Annotated in this window: 12 protein-coding genes; 4 read left to right on the top strand and 8 right to left on the bottom strand. The window is 66.9% G+C overall.

Annotation, left to right across the window (positions count from 1 at the left end; all coding sequences use genetic code 11):
• Nucleotides 1–43: 43 nt before the first annotated feature.
• From AB0Q90_RS23410 to AB0Q90_RS23400, 3 genes are read left to right on the top strand one after another with little or no spacing between them, the layout of a single operon-like run.
• Nucleotides 44–628, top strand: coding sequence for an RNA polymerase sigma factor (locus AB0Q90_RS23410; RefSeq protein WP_363159175.1), 585 nt, complete (start codon nt 44–46; stop codon nt 626–628).
• The gene (locus tag AB0Q90_RS23405; RefSeq protein ID WP_363159176.1) at nt 625–855 is read left to right on the top strand and encodes a zf-HC2 domain-containing protein; all 231 of its coding nucleotides are present in this window, start codon (nt 625–627) and stop codon (nt 853–855) included. Before AB0Q90_RS23410 ends, AB0Q90_RS23405 begins: the two co-directional genes overlap by 4 nt.
• Complete coding sequence (locus AB0Q90_RS23400) at nt 852–1,649, top strand: methyltransferase domain-containing protein (protein WP_363159177.1); 798 nt, start codon at nt 852–854, stop codon at nt 1,647–1,649. Before AB0Q90_RS23405 ends, AB0Q90_RS23400 begins: the two co-directional genes overlap by 4 nt.
• Before the next feature lie 82 nt (nt 1,650–1,731).
• On the opposite strand, the gene tuf is transcribed toward AB0Q90_RS23400, so the two are convergent.
• The 5 genes from tuf to AB0Q90_RS23375 form a co-directional block, all read right to left on the bottom strand.
• Nucleotides 1,732–2,925, bottom strand: a complete 1,194-nt coding sequence (tuf, locus tag AB0Q90_RS23395) for an elongation factor Tu (protein WP_363159178.1) — start codon at nt 2,923–2,925, stop codon at nt 1,732–1,734.
• 157 nt (nt 2,926–3,082) lie between these two features.
• The gene (fusA, locus tag AB0Q90_RS23390) at nt 3,083–5,209 is read right to left on the bottom strand and encodes an elongation factor G (protein ID WP_363159179.1); all 2,127 of its coding nucleotides are present in this window, start codon (nt 5,207–5,209) and stop codon (nt 3,083–3,085) included.
• Nucleotides 5,210–5,248: 39 nt separating this feature from the next.
• The gene (gene rpsG, locus AB0Q90_RS23385) at nt 5,249–5,719 is read right to left on the bottom strand and encodes a 30S ribosomal protein S7 (RefSeq protein WP_003992340.1); all 471 of its coding nucleotides are present in this window, start codon (nt 5,717–5,719) and stop codon (nt 5,249–5,251) included.
• A gap of 2 nt (nt 5,720–5,721) precedes the next feature.
• Entirely contained in the window at nt 5,722–6,093 is a 372-nt protein-coding gene (gene rpsL, locus AB0Q90_RS23380) for a 30S ribosomal protein S12 (RefSeq protein ID WP_003948652.1), read from the bottom strand.
• A gap of 330 nt (nt 6,094–6,423) precedes the next feature.
• Complete coding sequence (locus AB0Q90_RS23375) at nt 6,424–6,888, bottom strand: DUF1707 and DUF4190 domain-containing protein (RefSeq protein ID WP_363159431.1); 465 nt, start codon at nt 6,886–6,888, stop codon at nt 6,424–6,426.
• A 328-nt stretch (nt 6,889–7,216) separates the two neighbouring features.
• Between AB0Q90_RS23375 and AB0Q90_RS23370 the strand changes: the two genes are divergently transcribed.
• Nucleotides 7,217–8,254 carry a hypothetical protein gene (locus AB0Q90_RS23370; protein WP_363159180.1) on the top strand — a complete coding sequence of 346 codons (1,038 nt, stop codon included), beginning with the start codon at nt 7,217–7,219 and terminating at the stop codon, nt 8,252–8,254.
• Nucleotides 8,255–8,279: 25 nt separating this feature from the next.
• Here AB0Q90_RS23370 and AB0Q90_RS23365 read toward each other — a convergent pair whose 3' ends face one another.
• From AB0Q90_RS23365 to rplL, 3 genes are all read right to left on the bottom strand, one after another.
• Nucleotides 8,280–12,179: a DNA-directed RNA polymerase subunit beta' gene (locus AB0Q90_RS23365; RefSeq protein ID WP_363159181.1), complete on the bottom strand. Its 3,900-nt coding sequence runs from the start codon at nt 12,177–12,179 to the stop codon at nt 8,280–8,282.
• 94 nt (nt 12,180–12,273) lie between these two features.
• Nucleotides 12,274–15,759 carry a DNA-directed RNA polymerase subunit beta gene (gene rpoB, locus AB0Q90_RS23360; protein WP_363159182.1) on the bottom strand — a complete coding sequence of 1,162 codons (3,486 nt, stop codon included), beginning with the start codon at nt 15,757–15,759 and terminating at the stop codon, nt 12,274–12,276.
• Nucleotides 15,760–16,307: 548 nt separating this feature from the next.
• Nucleotides 16,308–16,691 (bottom strand): 50S ribosomal protein L7/L12, encoded by a 384-nt coding sequence (gene rplL / locus AB0Q90_RS23355; protein ID WP_363159433.1) that lies wholly within the window; start codon nt 16,689–16,691, stop codon nt 16,308–16,310.
• Between the last annotated feature and the right edge of the window lie 92 nt (nt 16,692–16,783).

The raw sequence follows: 16,783 nt of genomic DNA, 5'->3' as shown, positions 1-16,783 counted from the left end.
GCAATAAGGCAGTACGCCGAACCGTCCTGAGTATGTGGTGTCGATGCCGGTCGCCCAGTCATCCCGGCAGCTGGAGGAGTTCCGCACCCTGGTGCGTGAACAGCTCCCGCGCCTGTACGCGGCCGCCCGGGCGCTCGTGGGCGACGAGGCCGAGGACGCCGTCCAGGACTGCATGGTCAAGGCGTTCGAGCGGTACGGGCAGCTGCACGAACAGGCGGCCGCGGCGGCCTGGCTGCGCAGCATCCTCGTCAACTGCTGCCGCGACCGTCTCCGGGCCAGGGCCCGGCAGCCGGAGCCGGTGGACTTCGGGGAGGCCGAGGACTTCTCCCTCTTCAGGAAGATCGCCTACGAGGACCCGTTCCCGTACTCGGACTCGCTCCATCTCGACTTCCTCCAGGGTTTCGGCCCGGAGGACGTACGGGCCGTTCTGCTGGGCCTGCCGGACATCTACCGGGTCCCGCTCGTCCTGGTCCATATGCAGGGCTACCTGGCCAAGGAGACCGCGACGATCCTCCAGGTGCCCCTGGGCACGGTGCTGGCGCGGCTGCACCGGGGCCGCAAGCTCTTCGAGAAGCGCATGTGGGACTACGCGCAGACGAACGGACTGCTGAAGGAGGTCAGGCGGTGATCACCTGCTCCGAGGCGGTGGAACGGCTCTGGGACTACCTGGACGCCACCGTCGGACCGGCCGACCGCGCGGCGGTGGAGGAACACCTGGCCGTCTGTCTGCGCTGCTGCGGCGAGCTGGAGTTCGCCGTGGAGCTGCGGCGCTTCCTGGCCGCCTCGGGGCACACGGACGTCCCCTCCGACGTCCTGGCACGACTGCACGCCACTCTGGAGGACCTGGGGCGATGAACCGCGACCTGATGCACAGCGCCGAGATCAAGGAACTGGTCCGGGACGCCTACCGGCATGTGCCGCCGACGACCGAGGCGGTGGCCCGCGCGCTCTACTCCCCCGAGGAGCTGTCGACGGTGCCCGCCTGCGCGGCCGAACGCTCCCTCGGCGTCGCCAACCACCTGAGGTACGCCGACATCAGCCCCGGCGACACGGTCCTGGACCTCGGCTGCGGCGGCGGCATCGACTCCGTCCTCGCGGCCCGCCGCACCGGTCCCGTCGGCCGGGTCTTCGCCCTCGACTTCCTGCCCGAGATGCTGGCCCGCACGGCGCACGCCGCGTCCGAGGCGGGCCTGACGAACATCGAGCCCCTGGAGGGCGAGCTGGAGGCGATCCCCCTCCCGGACGCCTCGGTGGACGTGGTGATCTCCAACGGCGTGATCAACCTGTCCCCGCGCAAGGCGCGCGTCCTGGCCGAGTGCGCCCGCGTACTGCGTCCCGACGGAGTCTTCTGCGTCGCCGACCTCACCGTGAACCGGGACGACCTGCCCCCAGAGGTGCTGTCCAGCCCCGCCGCCTGGGCGGGCTGTGTCGCGGGCGCCCTGGCCGAGGCCGACCTCGTGCACAAGCTGGAACGCGTCGGCTTCCAGGACGTCGACATCCCCTACCGCCGGCCCCTGAGCATCGACGACTGTGCGCTCTACCCGCTGTTCGGCGACGACCTGATCGCGCTCATGCGCCGCCTCGTACCACCGGACCGCCAGGACGCGGTGGCCGTGGCGGCGGTCTTCCGGGCGCGCAACGGCTCCTGATCCAGGGATGCGGAAAGGGCCCGCACGACCGAAGTCGTACGGGCCCCTTCAGAGACCTAGAGGTCTACCGGGTCGGCCAAAATCACTTGGTGATCTTGGTGACCTGGCCGGCGCCCACGGTCCGGCCACCCTCACGGATGGCGAACTTCAGGCCCTCTTCCATGGCGACGGGCTGGATGAGCTCAACCTTCATCTCAGTGTTGTCGCCCGGCATGACCATCTCCGTGCCCTCGGGGAGGGTCACAACACCGGTCACGTCAGTCGTACGGAAGTAGAACTGCGGACGGTAGTTGTTGAAGAACGGCGTGTGGCGGCCACCCTCGTCCTTGGACAGGATGTAGGCCTGCGCCTCGAACTCGGTGTGCGGGGTGACCGAGCCCGGCTTGATGATGACCTGGCCGCGCTCGACGTCCTCGCGCTTGATGCCGCGGAGCAGCAGACCGACGTTCTCACCGGCCTGGCCCTCGTCGAGCAGCTTGCGGAACATCTCGATGCCGGTGACCGTGGTGGTGGTCTTCTCCTGCTTGATGCCCACGATGTCAACGGTCTCGTTGACCTTGAGGACACCACGCTCGATACGGCCGGTGACGACCGTACCGCGACCGGTGATCGTGAAGACGTCCTCGATCGGCATCAGGAACGGCTTGTCGACGTCACGCTCGGGCTGCGGGATGTTCTCGTCGACGGCCTTCATCAGGTCGAGGACGGACTGGCCCCACTCCTTGTCGCCCTCAAGGGCCTTGAGCGCCGAGACCTTGACGACCGGCAGGTCGTCGCCCGGGAACTCGTACTCGGAGAGCAGCTCGCGGACCTCAAGCTCGACGAGCTCCAGGATCTCCTCGTCGTCCACCATGTCGGCCTTGTTCAGGGCGACGACGATGTACGGAACGCCGACCTGGCGGGCCAGGAGCACGTGCTCCTTGGTCTGCGGCATCGGGCCGTCGGTGGCGGCGACCACGAGGATGGCGCCGTCCATCTGGGCAGCACCGGTGATCATGTTCTTGATGTAGTCCGCGTGACCGGGGCAGTCGACGTGGGCGTAGTGACGCGTCTCGGTCTGGTACTCGACGTGCGCGATGGAGATGGTGATACCGCGCTGGCGCTCCTCAGGAGCCTTGTCGATCTGGTCGAACGCCGAGGCCTCGTTCAGGTCCGGGTACGCGTCGTGCAGCACCTTGGTAATGGCGGCCGTGAGGGTCGTCTTACCGTGGTCGATGTGACCGATGGTGCCGATGTTGACGTGCGGCTTAGTCCGCTCGAACTTCGCCTTCGCCACTGGGGTCCTCCTGTGGAGTGGTTCTGTACGCCTTACTTCATCGGCGCCAGGTGATCTTTGCTGGAAAGCCCGGGCCCGGGGGGGCACTCCGCCACGATTGTGTCGGAATGCCCCGTGAGGCTCCGGAGTCAAGCCTAAAGCGTGTGAACGCGGAGCGTTACTCGCCCTTGGCCTTCGCGATGATCTCCTCGGCGACGTTCCGCGGAACCTCGGCGTAGGAGTCGAACTGCATCGAGTAGCTTGCGCGACCCGACGTCTTGCTGCGGAGGTCTCCGACGTAGCCGAACATCTCCGAGAGGGGCACGAGGCCCTTCACGACGCGGGCACCGGCCCGCTCCTCCATGGCCTGGATCTGACCACGGCGGGAGTTGATGTCGCCGATGACCTCACCCATGTAGTCCTCGGGCGTGGTGACCTCGACGGCCATCATCGGCTCAAGGAGCACGGGGGACGCCTTGCGCGCGGCCTCCTTGAAGGCCTGCGAACCGGCGATCTTGAACGCGAGCTCGGAGGAGTCGACCTCGTGGTAGGCACCGTCGAGAAGCGTGACGCGGACGCCCGTCATCTCGTAGCCGGCGAGGATGCCGAACTGCATGGCCTCCTGCGCACCGGCGTCGACCGAAGGGATGTACTCCTTCGGGATACGACCACCGGTCACCTTGTTCACGAACTCGTACGAGGCGTCGCCGCCCTCGATGGGCTCGATCGCGATCTGCACCTTGGCGAACTGACCGGTACCACCGGTCTGCTTCTTGTGGGTGTAGTCCACGCGCTCGACGGCCTTGCGGATCGTCTCACGGTACGCGACCTGCGGCTTGCCGACGTTGGCCTCGACCTTGAACTCACGGCGCATACGGTCGACCAGCACCTCAAGGTGCAGCTCGCCCATACCACCGATGATGGTCTGGCCCGTCTCCTCGTCCGAGTGGACCTGGAACGACGGGTCCTCCTCGGCCAGGCGCTGGATCGCGACGCCCAGCTTCTCCTGGTCGCCCTTCGACTTGGGCTCGATGGCGACCTGGATGACCGGCGCCGGGAAGTCCATGGACTCCAGGATCACCGGCTGCTTGTCGTCGGACAGCGTCTCACCGGTGGTGGTCTGCTTCAGGCCCATGACGGCGACGATGTCACCGGCGCCCACCGACTCGATCTCCTCACGCTTGTTCGCGTGCATGCGGTAGATCTTGCCGATGCGCTCCTTCTTGCCCTTGACGGAGTTCAGCACAGCGGTGCCGGACTCCAGGCGACCGGAGTAGATCCGGACGAAGGTGAGCTTGCCGAGGTGCGGGTCGCTCATGATCTTGAACGCCAGCGCGGACAGCGGCTCGTCGTCGGACGGCTTGCGCTTGACGACGACCTCGGGGTCCTTCACGTCGTGGCCCTCGATGGCCTCGACGTCAAGCGGGGTCGGCAGGTAGCGCACGACCGCGTCGAGCAGGGGCTGAACGCCCTTGTTCTTGAACGCGGTGCCACAGAACACCGGGGTGACCGTGGTGTCGCTGGACTTGCCGGACGCGATGGTGATGCGACGGATCGCGGCGTACAGCTGCTCCTCGGTGGGCTCCTGGCCCTCCAGGTACAGCTCCATGATCTCTTCGTCGTTCTCGGCGACGCCCTCGATCAGCTTGCCGCGGTACTCCTCGGCAGCCTCGGTGTGCGTGGCCGGGATGTCGACGACGTCGTACATCTCGCCCTTGGCGGCCTCGGCGGACCACACGAGCGCCTTCATGCGGACCAGGTCCACAACGCCCTTGAAGTCGGCCTCGGCACCGATCGGAAGCTGCATGACCAGCGGCTGCGCACCAAGGCGGTCCGAGATCATGTCGACGCAGCGGTGGAACTCGGCACCGGTGCGGTCCAGCTTGTTCACGAAGCAGATGCGCGGCACACCGTAACGGTCGGCCTGACGCCACACCGTCTCGGACTGCGGCTCGACACCGGCGACACCGTCGAACACCGTGACGGCACCGTCGAGGACGCGCAGCGAGCGCTCCACCTCGACCGTGAAGTCGACGTGACCCGGGGTGTCGATGATGTTGATCGTGTAGTCGTTGTCCTCAAGCGGCCAGTGACAGGTGGTGGCAGCAGAGGTGATCGTGATGCCACGCTCCTGCTCCTGCTCCATCCAGTCCATGGTGGCAGCGCCGTCGTGGACTTCACCGATCTTGTAGCTGACGCCGGTGTAGAAGAGGATCCGCTCAGTGGTGGTCGTCTTGCCCGCGTCGATGTGGGCCATGATCCCGATATTGCGGACCTTGGCCAGGTCAAGTGAAGTGGTAGCCATAAGGCTTCAGTCTTCTCTCGGTCTCGATGGGGTCTGCGACTACCAGCGGTAGTGCGCGAAGGCCTTGTTGGACTCGGCCATCTTGTGGGTGTCCTCGCGCTTCTTGACGGCCGCACCGAGGCCGTTCGAAGCGTCGAGAAGCTCGTTGAGGAGACGCTCGGTCATGGTCTTCTCGCGACGGGCGCGGGAGTAACCGACCAGCCAGCGCAGCGCGAGCGTGTTGGCACGACCGGGCTTGACCTCGATCGGAACCTGGTACGTCGCACCACCGACACGGCGGGACTTGACCTCAAGGGTCGGCTTGATGTTCTCAAGCGCGCGCTTCAGCGTGATGATCGGGTCGTTGCCCGTCTTCTCACGCAGACCCTCCATGGCGCCGTAGACGATGCGCTCGGCGGTGGAGCGCTTGCCGTTCAGCAGCACCTTGTTGATGAGCGACGTGACCAGAGGAGAACCGTAGACCGGGTCGATGATGACCGGGCGCTTCGGGGCGGGGCCCTTACGAGGCATTCTTACTTCTCCTTCTTGGCGCCGTAGCGGCTGCGGGCCTGCTTGCGGTTCTTGACACCCTGGGTGTCAAGGGAACCGCGGATGATCTTGTAGCGAACACCAGGCAGGTCCTTCACACGGCCACCACGCACGAGCACGATGGAGTGCTCCTGCAGGTTGTGTCCCTCACCCGGAATGTAAGCGGTGACCTCGATCCCGCTGGTCAGACGCACACGCGCGACCTTACGCAGGGCCGAGTTCGGCTTCTTCGGGGTGGTCGTGAACACACGCGTGCAGACGCCACGACGCTGAGGAGAACCCTCAAGTGCGGGCGTCTTGTTCTTCTCGACCTTGTCCTGCCGGCCCTTACGGACCAGCTGCTGGATCGTAGGCACTACTTCTCCGGTTTCTGTGTGCCGAATGGTGAAGCTAACCTGGAACGTCGCCGACCCACGCGGTCGGGTGTGTCGAATCCCGCAGACTCCCGCCGCAAGGCGAAAAGGGCGCAGATTACGGTGGCCAGTGACGGCTCGCTATGCGGTTGAAGGCACGCACGAGAGCCAGGGCACACCCCAGGCACAAGGTCTGAGCGTACCTACCTCATACGCTGCGGTCAAAACAAATGAGCCTCGCCCGCACCGCGACCCGGAGCATGTCAAGCCCCTACGCCGTGGATGATCTTCGATTTCACCTACCGCACACGTCACCGCGGCACTTCCCCCCGGTCATCCGGACGCGATGCCCGCCACGATCGCCAGCGTCAGCATCACCGCCCAGCCCGCGGTGGACAGCCAGCCGAGGACGAGACCGGTGAGCGCGAATCCGTCCCCGCCCTCCCCGGTGCGCCGTATCTCGGAGCGGGCCGCGTGGCCCAGGACGACCGCCGGAATACCGGTGAGCCCGAAGGAGACCAGGCACAGCACTCCGCACACCGCGGAACCGACCGCCTTGCCGTTGGTCTGCGGCCGACGCACCGTCAAAAACGTCTGCGCCACGGGGGTGAGGGGCGCCTGCTGCGGTACGGGCCCCTGGGGCAGGTCGGCGACCAGCAGGGCCAGCTCGCCCACCGTGCGCGCCGCGTAGGCCCGCGAGACCCGCTTCTCGAACTCCGGCTGCTCCAGCCGCCCCTCCGCGTATCCCGCCCTGAGCACGTCCACGGCGCGCTCCCGGTCGGCGTGCGAGGCGAGCATCGAGGGGCCGGCCGGGGCCTGCCACTGCTGCGGAACGCCCTGTCCTGACTGCCACGGCAACGGATTCGACACGGAGCACCTCCCCGGCCCGCCCAAGTCACTCCATGATGCGCCGAACCGGGACTTTCCGGCATCAGGGTGCACCCGCAGATAACCCTGATGCGCCCCGGGGCCGCCTGAGGGCCCGCTCCGGCCGCCTTGCCACCCCCCGGCAACTTCACCCCGCCCAAGACAGCCGAACCCGCCCCCTGTCCGTCCACCCCCGTCGTCCCGCACTCTCGACTTACAGGACGCAGAGCGGCCGCACGGCCGAACGGGGGGTGGCTCCATGAACCGCAACGCAGGCAACGACATCCCGCCCGCCCGCCGCTGGCCGAAGGCCCTCCTGCGCGGATGGGTCAGCGGCTCCCTGGGGCTCCTGCTGATGATCGTCGTCGCCGGCAGCCTTCCGCTCGGCAACGGCGCCCTGTTCCTGGTGCTCTACGTCGCGGCGGTCCTCCCGCCGGCAGTCGTCTCGTACCGGCTCCAGCCCCGCCCCGCCAAGGCCCTCGGCCCCCTGCCCGCCGAGGAGACCGAGCGGGCCATCACCGAGTACGGCGAGCTGCTGCGCGCCCACCCCTACTCCCCCGGCGACACGGCCGACGCGATGGAACTCGCGGACTACCGCACCGCGCTCGACGCGTACGAGCAGGCCAAGCAGTCCGACCCCGGGCAGGTCCCGGCGATTCTGGCGCGCGGCCGGGCGGCCCTGGACCGGCTGGGTGGTGCCGGCGACCCGGACGTCACCGAAGTGGCCTGGAGCCAGGGCCTCGGCACGATGAAGCTGCGCCTGCCCTGGCCCGCGCCGGGCGCGCCCGCGCTGCTGGTCCTGGAGACCGACGTCGAGCAGCACCTGACCGTGCACTCCCGCTCGGGTCGCGGCGGCCGTCGGCAGCTGCTGCTGGACGGGCTGCTGGGGCACCACGGCGCCCAGGTCGGCGTACCGGCGCAGGACGGCGACTCGCTCTACGTGGAGATCAAGGCCGACGGGCCCTGGCGGCTCGCGCTGCGGCCGCTGGACGCGGTCCGCAAGCTGGTCGACGGCGGGGTGCTACGCGGCCGCGGCGCGGAGACCGTGCTCAGGCGGGGCGCGTCCCGCGTGGTGGAGTTCGAGCACAGCGGCGACACGGCGTTCGCCGTCCGCCAGCTCACGGGGTCGTTCCGCCCGACCCGGGTGCTCGCCGAGGGGCAGGGCGGGGCACGGCTGTCCGTCCCCGTCCAGCGGCGCTGCGTCCTGTACGTGGAGACCACCGGGAGCTGGCGGCTGCGCGACCCCGGCGGCCGAACCGCGGTGGGTACGCCGAAGGGCGGCCACCCCGAGGGGTGACCGCCCTTCAACTCAAGCGACTCGCTTACTGGTTGTACGGACCGTAGTCGTAGTCCTCCAGCGGAACGGCCTGGCCGGAGCCGGTGCCGAACGGCGAGTAGTCGATGTCGTCGTAGCCGACGGCCGAGTACATCGCGGCCTTGGCCTCCTCGGTCGGCTCGACCCGGATGTTGCGGTAGCGGGACAGACCCGTACCGGCCGGGATGAGCTTACCGATGATGACGTTCTCCTTGAGGCCGATCAGGGAGTCGGACTTGGCGTTGATCGCCGCGTCCGTGAGGACCCTGGTCGTCTCCTGGAAGGACGCCGCCGACAGCCAGGACTCCGTGGCCAGCGAGGCCTTGGTGATACCCATGAGCTGCGGACGACCGGAGGCCGGGTGACCGCCCTCCTGCACCACACGACGGTTCTCGGTCTCGAACTTCGAGCGCTCGACCAGCTCGCCGGGCAGCAGCTCGGCGTCGCCGGACTCGATGATCGTCACGCGGCGCAGCATCTGCCGGATGATGATCTCGATGTGCTTGTCGTGGATCGACACACCCTGCGAGTTGTAGACCTTCTGGACCTCGCCGACCAGGTGGACCTGGACGGCACGCTGACCGAGAATGCGCAGCACGTCGTGCGGGTTGGTGGCACCCACGGTGAGCTGCTGGCCCACCTCGACGTGGTCGCCCTCGCGGACCAGGACCTTGGCACGCTTCGAGATCGGGAACGCCGTCTCGTCGCTGCCGTCGTCCGGGGTGACAACGAGCTTCTTGGTCTTCTCGGTCTCCTCGATCCGCACGCGGCCGGAGGCCTCGGAGATCGGGGCGACACCCTTCGGGGTACGGGCCTCGAAGAGCTCGACGACACGGGGCAGACCCTGGGTGATGTCGTCACCGGCCACACCACCGGTGTGGAAGGTACGCATCGTCAGCTGGGTACCGGGCTCACCGATGGACTGGGCGGCGATGATGCCGACCGCCTCACCGATGTCGACCAGCTTGCCGGTGGCCAGCGAGCGGCCGTAGCACATGGCGCAGGTGCCGACGGCGGACTCACAGGTCAGGACCGAGCGGGTCTTGACCGTCTCGACGCCCGCGGCGACCAGCTGGTCGATGAGGACGTCACCGAGGTCGACGCCCGCCGGGGCGAGCACCTTGCCCTCGACGACGATGTCCTCGGCGAGGCAGCGCGCGTACACGCTGGTCTCGGCGTTGTCCGCCTTGCGCAGGACGCCGTCGGCGCCACGCTCGGCGATGGCCAGCTTGAGGCCGCGCTCGGTGCCGCAGTCCTCCTCGCGGATGATGACGTCCTGCGAGACGTCCACCAGACGACGGGTCAGGTAACCCGAGTCGGCGGTACGCAGGGCGGTGTCCGCCAGACCCTTACGGGCACCGTGCGTGGAGATGAAGTACTCCAGCACGGAGAGGCCCTCACGGAAGGAGGCCTTGATCGGACGCGGGATGGTCTCGTTCTTCGCGTTCGACACCAGACCACGCATACCGGCGATCTGCCGCATCTGCATCATGTTTCCTCGGGCACCCGAGTCAACCATCATGAAGATGGGGTTGGTCTTGGGGAAGTTCGCGTTCATCGCCTCGGCAACCTCGTTGGTCGCCTTGGTCCAGATCGCGATGAGCTCCTGCGTGCGCTCTTCCTTGGTGATCAGACCGCGCTCGTACTGCTTCTGAACCTTCTCGTCCTGCTCCTCGTAGCCCGCAACGATGGCCTTCTTGGCCTCGGGCACGACGACGTCGGAGATGGCCACGGTGACACCGGAACGGGTGCCCCAGTAGAAGCCGGCCGCCTTCAGGTTGTCGAGCGTCGCCGCCACGATGACCTTGGGGTAGCGCTCGGCCAGGTCGTTGACGATCTCGCCGAGCTGCTTCTTGCCCACCGAGTAGTCGACGAACGGGTAGTCCTCGGGCAGCAGCTCGTTGAAGAGCGCGCGGCCCAGGGTGGTGCGCAGCCGGAAGGTGTCACCCTGCTGCCACTCGGGCTCGCCCTCCTCCTGCGCCGGCGGGGTCCAGCCGCGCGGCGGGATGGTGCCCACCGGGAAGCGGATGTCGATCGGCGACTGCAGCGCGAGCTCGCCGGCGTCGAACGCCATGATCGCCTCGGCCGTGGAGCCGAACGCGCGGCCCTCGCCCTTGGTGTCACGCAGTTCGCCGTCGGTGGTGAGGAAGAACAGACCGAGGACCATGTCCTGGGTCGGCATCGTCACCGGACGGCCGTCGGCGGGCTTGAGGATGTTGTTCGAGGACAGCATCAGGATGCGGGCCTCGGCCTGCGCCTCCGCGGACAGCGGCAGGTGCACGGCCATCTGGTCACCGTCGAAGTCCGCGTTGAACGCGGTGCAGACGAGCGGGTGGATCTGGATGGCCTTGCCCTCGACCAGCTGCGGCTCGAAGGCCTGGATGCCGAGGCGGTGCAGGGTGGGCGCACGGTTCAGCAGAACCGGGTGCTCCGCGATGACCTCTTCGAGGACGTCGTACACGACCGTGCGGCCGCGCTCGACCATCCGCTTGGCGCTCTTGATGTTCTGCGCGTGGTTCAGGTCGACCAGACGCTTCATCACGAACGGCTTGAAGAGCTCCAGCGCCATGGCCTTGGGCAGACCGCACTGGTGCAGCTTCAGCTGCGGGCCGACGACGATGACGGAACGCGCCGAGTAGTCGACTCGCTTACCGAGCAGGTTCTGACGGAAACGACCCTGCTTACCCTTCAGCATGTCGCTGAGGGACTTCAGCGGGCGGTTACCGGGACCGGTGACCGGGCGACCACGACGGCCGTTGTCGAACAGCGCGTCGACGGCCTCCTGGAGCATGCGCTTCTCGTTGTTCACGATGATCTCGGGCGCACCGAGGTCGAGAAGGCGCTTCAGGCGGTTGTTGCGGTTGATCACACGGCGGTACAGGTCGTTCAGGTCGGAGGTCGCGAAGCGGCCACCGTCCAGCTGCACCATCGGGCGAAGGTCCGGCGGGATGACCGGGACGCAGTCCAGGACCATGCCCTTGGGGCTGTTGGAGGTCTGCAGGAAGGCAGACACGACCTTCAGCCGCTTCAGCGCACGGGTCTTCTTCTGGCCCTTGCCGGTACGGATGATCTCGCGGAGCTTCTCGGCCTCCTCGTCGAGGTCGAAGGACTCCAGGCGCTTCTGCAGCGCCGCGGCACCCATCGAGCCGTCGAAGTACGTGCCGAAGCGGTCACGCAGCTCGCGGTAGAGGAGCTCGTCGCCCTCAAGGTCCTGGACCTTGAGGTTCTTGAAGCGGGTCCACACCTCGTCGAGACGGTCGATCTCGCGCTGCGCACGGTCGCGCAGCTGCTTCATCTCACGCTCGGCACCCTCGCGCACCTTGCGGCGCACGTCGGCCTTGGCGCCCTCGGCCTCCAGCTCGGCCAGGTCGGCCTCAAGCTTCTTGGCGCGGGCCTCAAGGTCGGCGTCGCGACGGTTCTCGACCTGCTGACGCTCCACGGAGACGTGCGCCTCCAGGGAGGGCAGGTCGCGGGTGCGGCGCTCCTCGTCGACGTACGTGATCATGTACGCCGCGAAGTAGATGACCTTCTCCAGGTCCTTCGGGGCCAGGTCGAGCAGGTAGCCCAGACGCGACGGGACGCCCTTGAAGTACCAAATGTGCGTGACGGGGGCGGCCAGCTCGATGTGGCCCATCCGCTCACGACGCACCTTGGCGCGAGTGACCTCGACGCCGCAGCGCTCACAGATGATGCCCTTGAACCGGACACGCTTGTACTTGCCGCAGTAGCACTCCCAGTCCCGGGTCGGACCGAAGATCTTCTCGCAGAAGAGTCCGTCCTTTTCGGGCTTGAGGGTGCGGTAGTTGATGGTCTCGGGCTTCTTGACCTCGCCGTGGCTCCACTGACGGATGTCGTCAGCGGTGGCCAGGCCGATCCGGAGCTCGTCGAAGAAGTTGACGTCGAGCACTATGCGTCAATCCCTCTCAGGGTCGTAAGTCTTTGGGTCTGATACGGGGGTCCAGGGGCCGGAGGCCTTCGTGGTGAAGGCCTCCGGACTCCCGTCAGACCTCTTCGACGCTGCTCGGCTCGCGCCGGGACAGGTCGATGCCGAGCTCCTCCGCAGCGCGGAAGACATCCTCGTCGGTGTCACGCATCTCGATGGACATACCGTCGCTGGACAGCACCTCCACGTTCAGGCACAGGGACTGCATCTCCTTGATGAGGACCTTGAAGGACTCGGGGATGCCGGGCTCGGGGATGTTCTCGCCCTTGACGATGGCCTCGTAGACCTTCACGCGGCCGGTGACGTCGTCGGACTTGATGGTCAGCAGCTCCTGGAGGGCGTACGCGGCGCCGTAGGCCTCAAGGGCCCACACCTCCATCTCACCGAACCGCTGGCCACCGAACTGAGCCTTACCACCCAGCGGCTGCTGGGTGATCATGGAGTACGGACCGGTCGAACGGGCGTGCAGCTTGTCGTCGACCAGGTGGTGCAGCTTCAGGATGTACATGTAGCCGACCGAGATCGGGTCCGGGAACGGCTCACCGCTACGGCCGTCGAACAGCCGCGCCTTACCGGTCGGGAGCACCATGCGCTCGCCGTCGCGGTTCGGGATGGTGTGGTTCAGCAGACCCGCGAGCTCGTCCTCACGCGCACCGTCGAAGACCGGGGTGGCGACGTTGGTGCCCGGGGCGACCTGGTCGGCGCCGATCACCTGGAGGCGCTGCGCCCACTCCTCCGCGAGGCCGGAGACGTCCCAGCCGCGGCTGGCGAGCCAGCCGAGGTGGATCTCCAGAACCTGTCCCGGGTTCATTCGGGACGGCACACCCAGCGGGTTGAGGATGATGTCGACCGGGGTGCCGTCCTCCAGGAACGGCATGTCCTCGATCGGCAGGATCTTCGAGATGACGCCCTTGTTGCCGTGACGGCCGGCGAGCTTGTCACCGTCGGTGATCTTGCGCTTCTGCGCCACGTAGACACGAACCAGCTGGTTCACGCCCGGCGGCAGCTCGTCGCCCTCTTCACGGTCGAAGACGCGGACGCCGATGACCTTGCCGATCTCGCCGTGCGGGACCTTCAGCGAGGTGTCACGGACCTCACGGGCCTTCTCACCGAAGATCGCGCGGAGCAGGCGCTCCTCCGGCGTCAGCTCGGTCTCGCCCTTGGGCGTGACCTTGCCGACGAGGATGTCACCGGCGACGACCTCGGCACCGATCCGGATGATGCCGCGCTCGTCGAGGTCGGCGAGGACCTCCTCGGAGACGTTCGGGATGTCCCGGGTGATCTCCTCGGGGCCGAGCTTGGTGTCACGGGCGTCGACCTCGTGCTCCTCGATGTGGATCGAGGAGAGGACGTCGTCCTGCACGAGGCGCTGCGACAAGATGATCGCGTCCTCGTAGTTGTGACCCTCCCACGGCATGAACGCCACGAGCAGGTTCTTGCCCAGCGCCATCTCGCCGTTCTCGGTGGCCGGACCGTCGGCCAGGACCTGGCCCTCGATGATCCGGTCGCCCTCGTTGACGATGACCTTCTGGTTGACCGAGGTGCCCTGGTTGGAGCGGGCGAACTTGGCCAGGCGGTACGTGATGTACGTGCCGTCGTCGTTGGCGGTGGTGATGTAGTCCGCGGAGACCTCCTGGACCACACCCGCCTTCTCGGCCTTGACCACGTCACCGGCGTCGACGGCGGAGCGGTACTCCATGCCGGTGCCGACGAGCGGGGCCTCGGACTTAATCAGCGGCACGGCCTGACGCATCATGTTCGCGCCCATGAGGGCACGGTTGGCGTCGTCGTGCTCCAGGAAGGGGATCATGGCGGTCGCGACCGACACCATCTGGCGCGGCGAGACGTCCATGTAGTCCACGTCGTCACCGGCGACGTAGTCGACCTCGCCGCCACGCCGGCGGACCAGGACGCGGTTCTCGGCGAAACGCAGCTCGTCCGTCAGGCCGGCGTTGGCCTGCGCGATGACGAACCGGTCCTCCTCGTCGGCGGTCAGGTAGTCGACCTCGTCGGTGACCTGGCCGTCGACGACCTTGCGGTACGGGGTCTCGACGAAACCGAACGCGTTGACCCGGCCGTAGGAGGCCAGCGAACCGATCAGACCGATGTTCGGGCCTTCGGGCGTCTCGATCGGGCACATACGGCCGTAGTGAGACGGGTGCACGTCACGGACCTCGAAGCCGGCCCGCTCACGGGAGAGACCACCCGGGCCAAGGGCCGACAGACGGCGCTTGTGGGTGAGACCCGACAGCGGGTTGTTCTGGTCCATGAACTGCGACAGCTGGCTGGTGCCGAAGAACTCCTTGATGGAGGCGACGACCGGCCGGATGTTGATCAGGGTCTGCGGCGTGATGGCCTCGACGTCCTGAGTCGTCATGCGCTCGCGGACGACACGCTCCATACGCGCCAGACCCGTACGGACCTGGTTCTGGATGAGCTCACCGACGCTGCGCAGACGACGGTTGCCGAAGTGGTCGATGTCGTCGGTCTCGACGACGATCGTCTGGCCGCTGTCGGCGACCGTCTCGGTCTCGCCCGCGTGCAGCTTCACCAGGTACTTGATCGTCGAGATGACGTCCTCGACGGTCAGGATGCCCGCGTCCAGCGGAGCCTCCGCACCCAGCTTCTTGTTGACCTTGTAGCGGCCGACCTTGGCGAGGTCGTAGCGCTTGGGGTTGAAGTACAGGTTCTCAAGAAGCGTCTGCGCGGCCTCACGCGTGGGGGGCTCGCCCGGACGCAGCTTGCGGTAGATGTCGAGCAGCGCGTCGTCCTGGCCCTGGGTGTGGTCCTTCTCCAGGGTGGCGCGCATGGACTCGTACTCGCCGAACTCCTCCAGGATCTGCTCGGTGGTCCAACCGAGGGCCTTGAGGAGGACGGTCACGGACTGCTTGCGCTTGCGGTCGATACGCACACCGACCATGTCGCGCTTGTCGATCTCCATCTCCAGCCAGGCACCCCGGGACGGGATGATCTTGGCCGAGAAGACGTCCTTGTCGGACGTCTTGTCGATGGAGGAGTCGAAGTAGACACCGGGCGAACGGACGAGCTGCGACACCACGACACGCTCGGTGCCGTTGATGACGAAGGTGCCCTTGTGGGTCATGAGCGGGAAGTCGCCCATGAAGACCGTCTGGGACTTGATCTCGCCGGTCTCGTTGTTCGTGAACTCAGCCGTGACGAACAGCGGAGCCGCGTACGTGAAGTCGCGGTCCTTGCACTCGTCGATGCTGTTCTTCGGGGGCTCGAAACGGTGGTCGCGGAACGTCAGCGACATCGACCCTGAGAAGTCCTCGATCGGAGAGATCTCCTCGAAGATCTCCTCCAGACCGGACTTGGTGGGGACGTCCTGACCGGACTCCAGAGCCGCCTCGACCCGACTCTGCCACGCCGTGTTGCCGAGCAGCCAGTCGAAGCTCTCGGTCTGCAGCGCGAGCAGGTTCGGAACCTCAAGGGGCTCCTTGATCTTTGCAAAGGAGATGCGCAGCGGGGCGGTGCTGGCGCCGTTGTTCATATTCGCGGTCGAGGCATTGCGCGAGGCGGCCAAGAGGGGGTCCTTCCGAGGGCTCGGACTCACTACGCGCGTACCGGCCCCTCACCGTGCACGGAGACAGAAATCCCTGGTCAGGGATAGTCCGGCCATCAGTGCTGAAGTGAGGGCATGCCCCTGGTGACGGGCAGGGGACAGCTAACAGGCAGCGCAAAGGGTCAGTGTAGCCACTTGGCACACTGATGTCCAGCCCCGATTTTCTGTGACCCTCGTTGTCCTCAACGCCTTCGGCACGCCTGCCCTCAACGCACGTTGATACTGCCCTCTTCGTCGCCGATCCATGCCTCGGATTCGGATCCTTGTGACGACGCGTCCTGAGAATTGCGCGCTGCGTGCGGTTCGTCAAGGCCCCCCTGCCCGAACCAGGGGCTTTCCGGGGACACGACGAAGATCACCATACCCCTCGCGAACGAGGCTGCAAGGCAACCGTGGCCACGCCCCCAGGAACGCCGAAGAGCGACCACCCGGATGGATGATCGCTCTTCAGCGCTTAGGCGTTACAGGCCGCGTGGACCTGTGTGCAGACCCAGGGGGTCCGAGAGGTCTTACTTGACCTCGACGGACGCGCCGGCGCCCTTGAGGGACTCGGCGGCCTTCTCAGCGGCCTCCTTGTTGACCTTCTCCAGGACCGGCTTCGGGGTGCCGTCGACCAGGTCCTTGGCCTCCTTCAGGCCGAGGGAGGTCAGCTCACGCACGACCTTGATGACCTGGATCTTCTTGTCACCGGCGCCGGTGAGGATGACGTCGAACTCGTCCTTCTCCTCAGCGACCTCGGCCGGGGCGCCCGGGGCACCGGCGGCGGCAACGGCGACCGGAGCGGCAGCGGTGACGTCGAACTTCTCCTCGAACGCCGACACGAACTCGGCGAGCTGGATGAGGGTCATGTTCTCGAACTCGGCGAGCAGTTCTTCCTGGGTGAGAGCCATGATGGCTTTCCTTCCACTAATTCGGCTGGTGCCGGATGTACATGACTGGCGGGCGTACGTTCGGCCCGCTACGACCGCTGCCTCAGGCGGCGGTC

This window comes from Streptomyces sp. NPDC079141 (genome assembly GCF_040686775.1).
Classification (GTDB): Bacteria; Actinomycetota; Actinomycetes; order Streptomycetales; family Streptomycetaceae; genus Streptomyces.
This window is presented reverse-complemented; position numbering and strand designations above follow the sequence as displayed.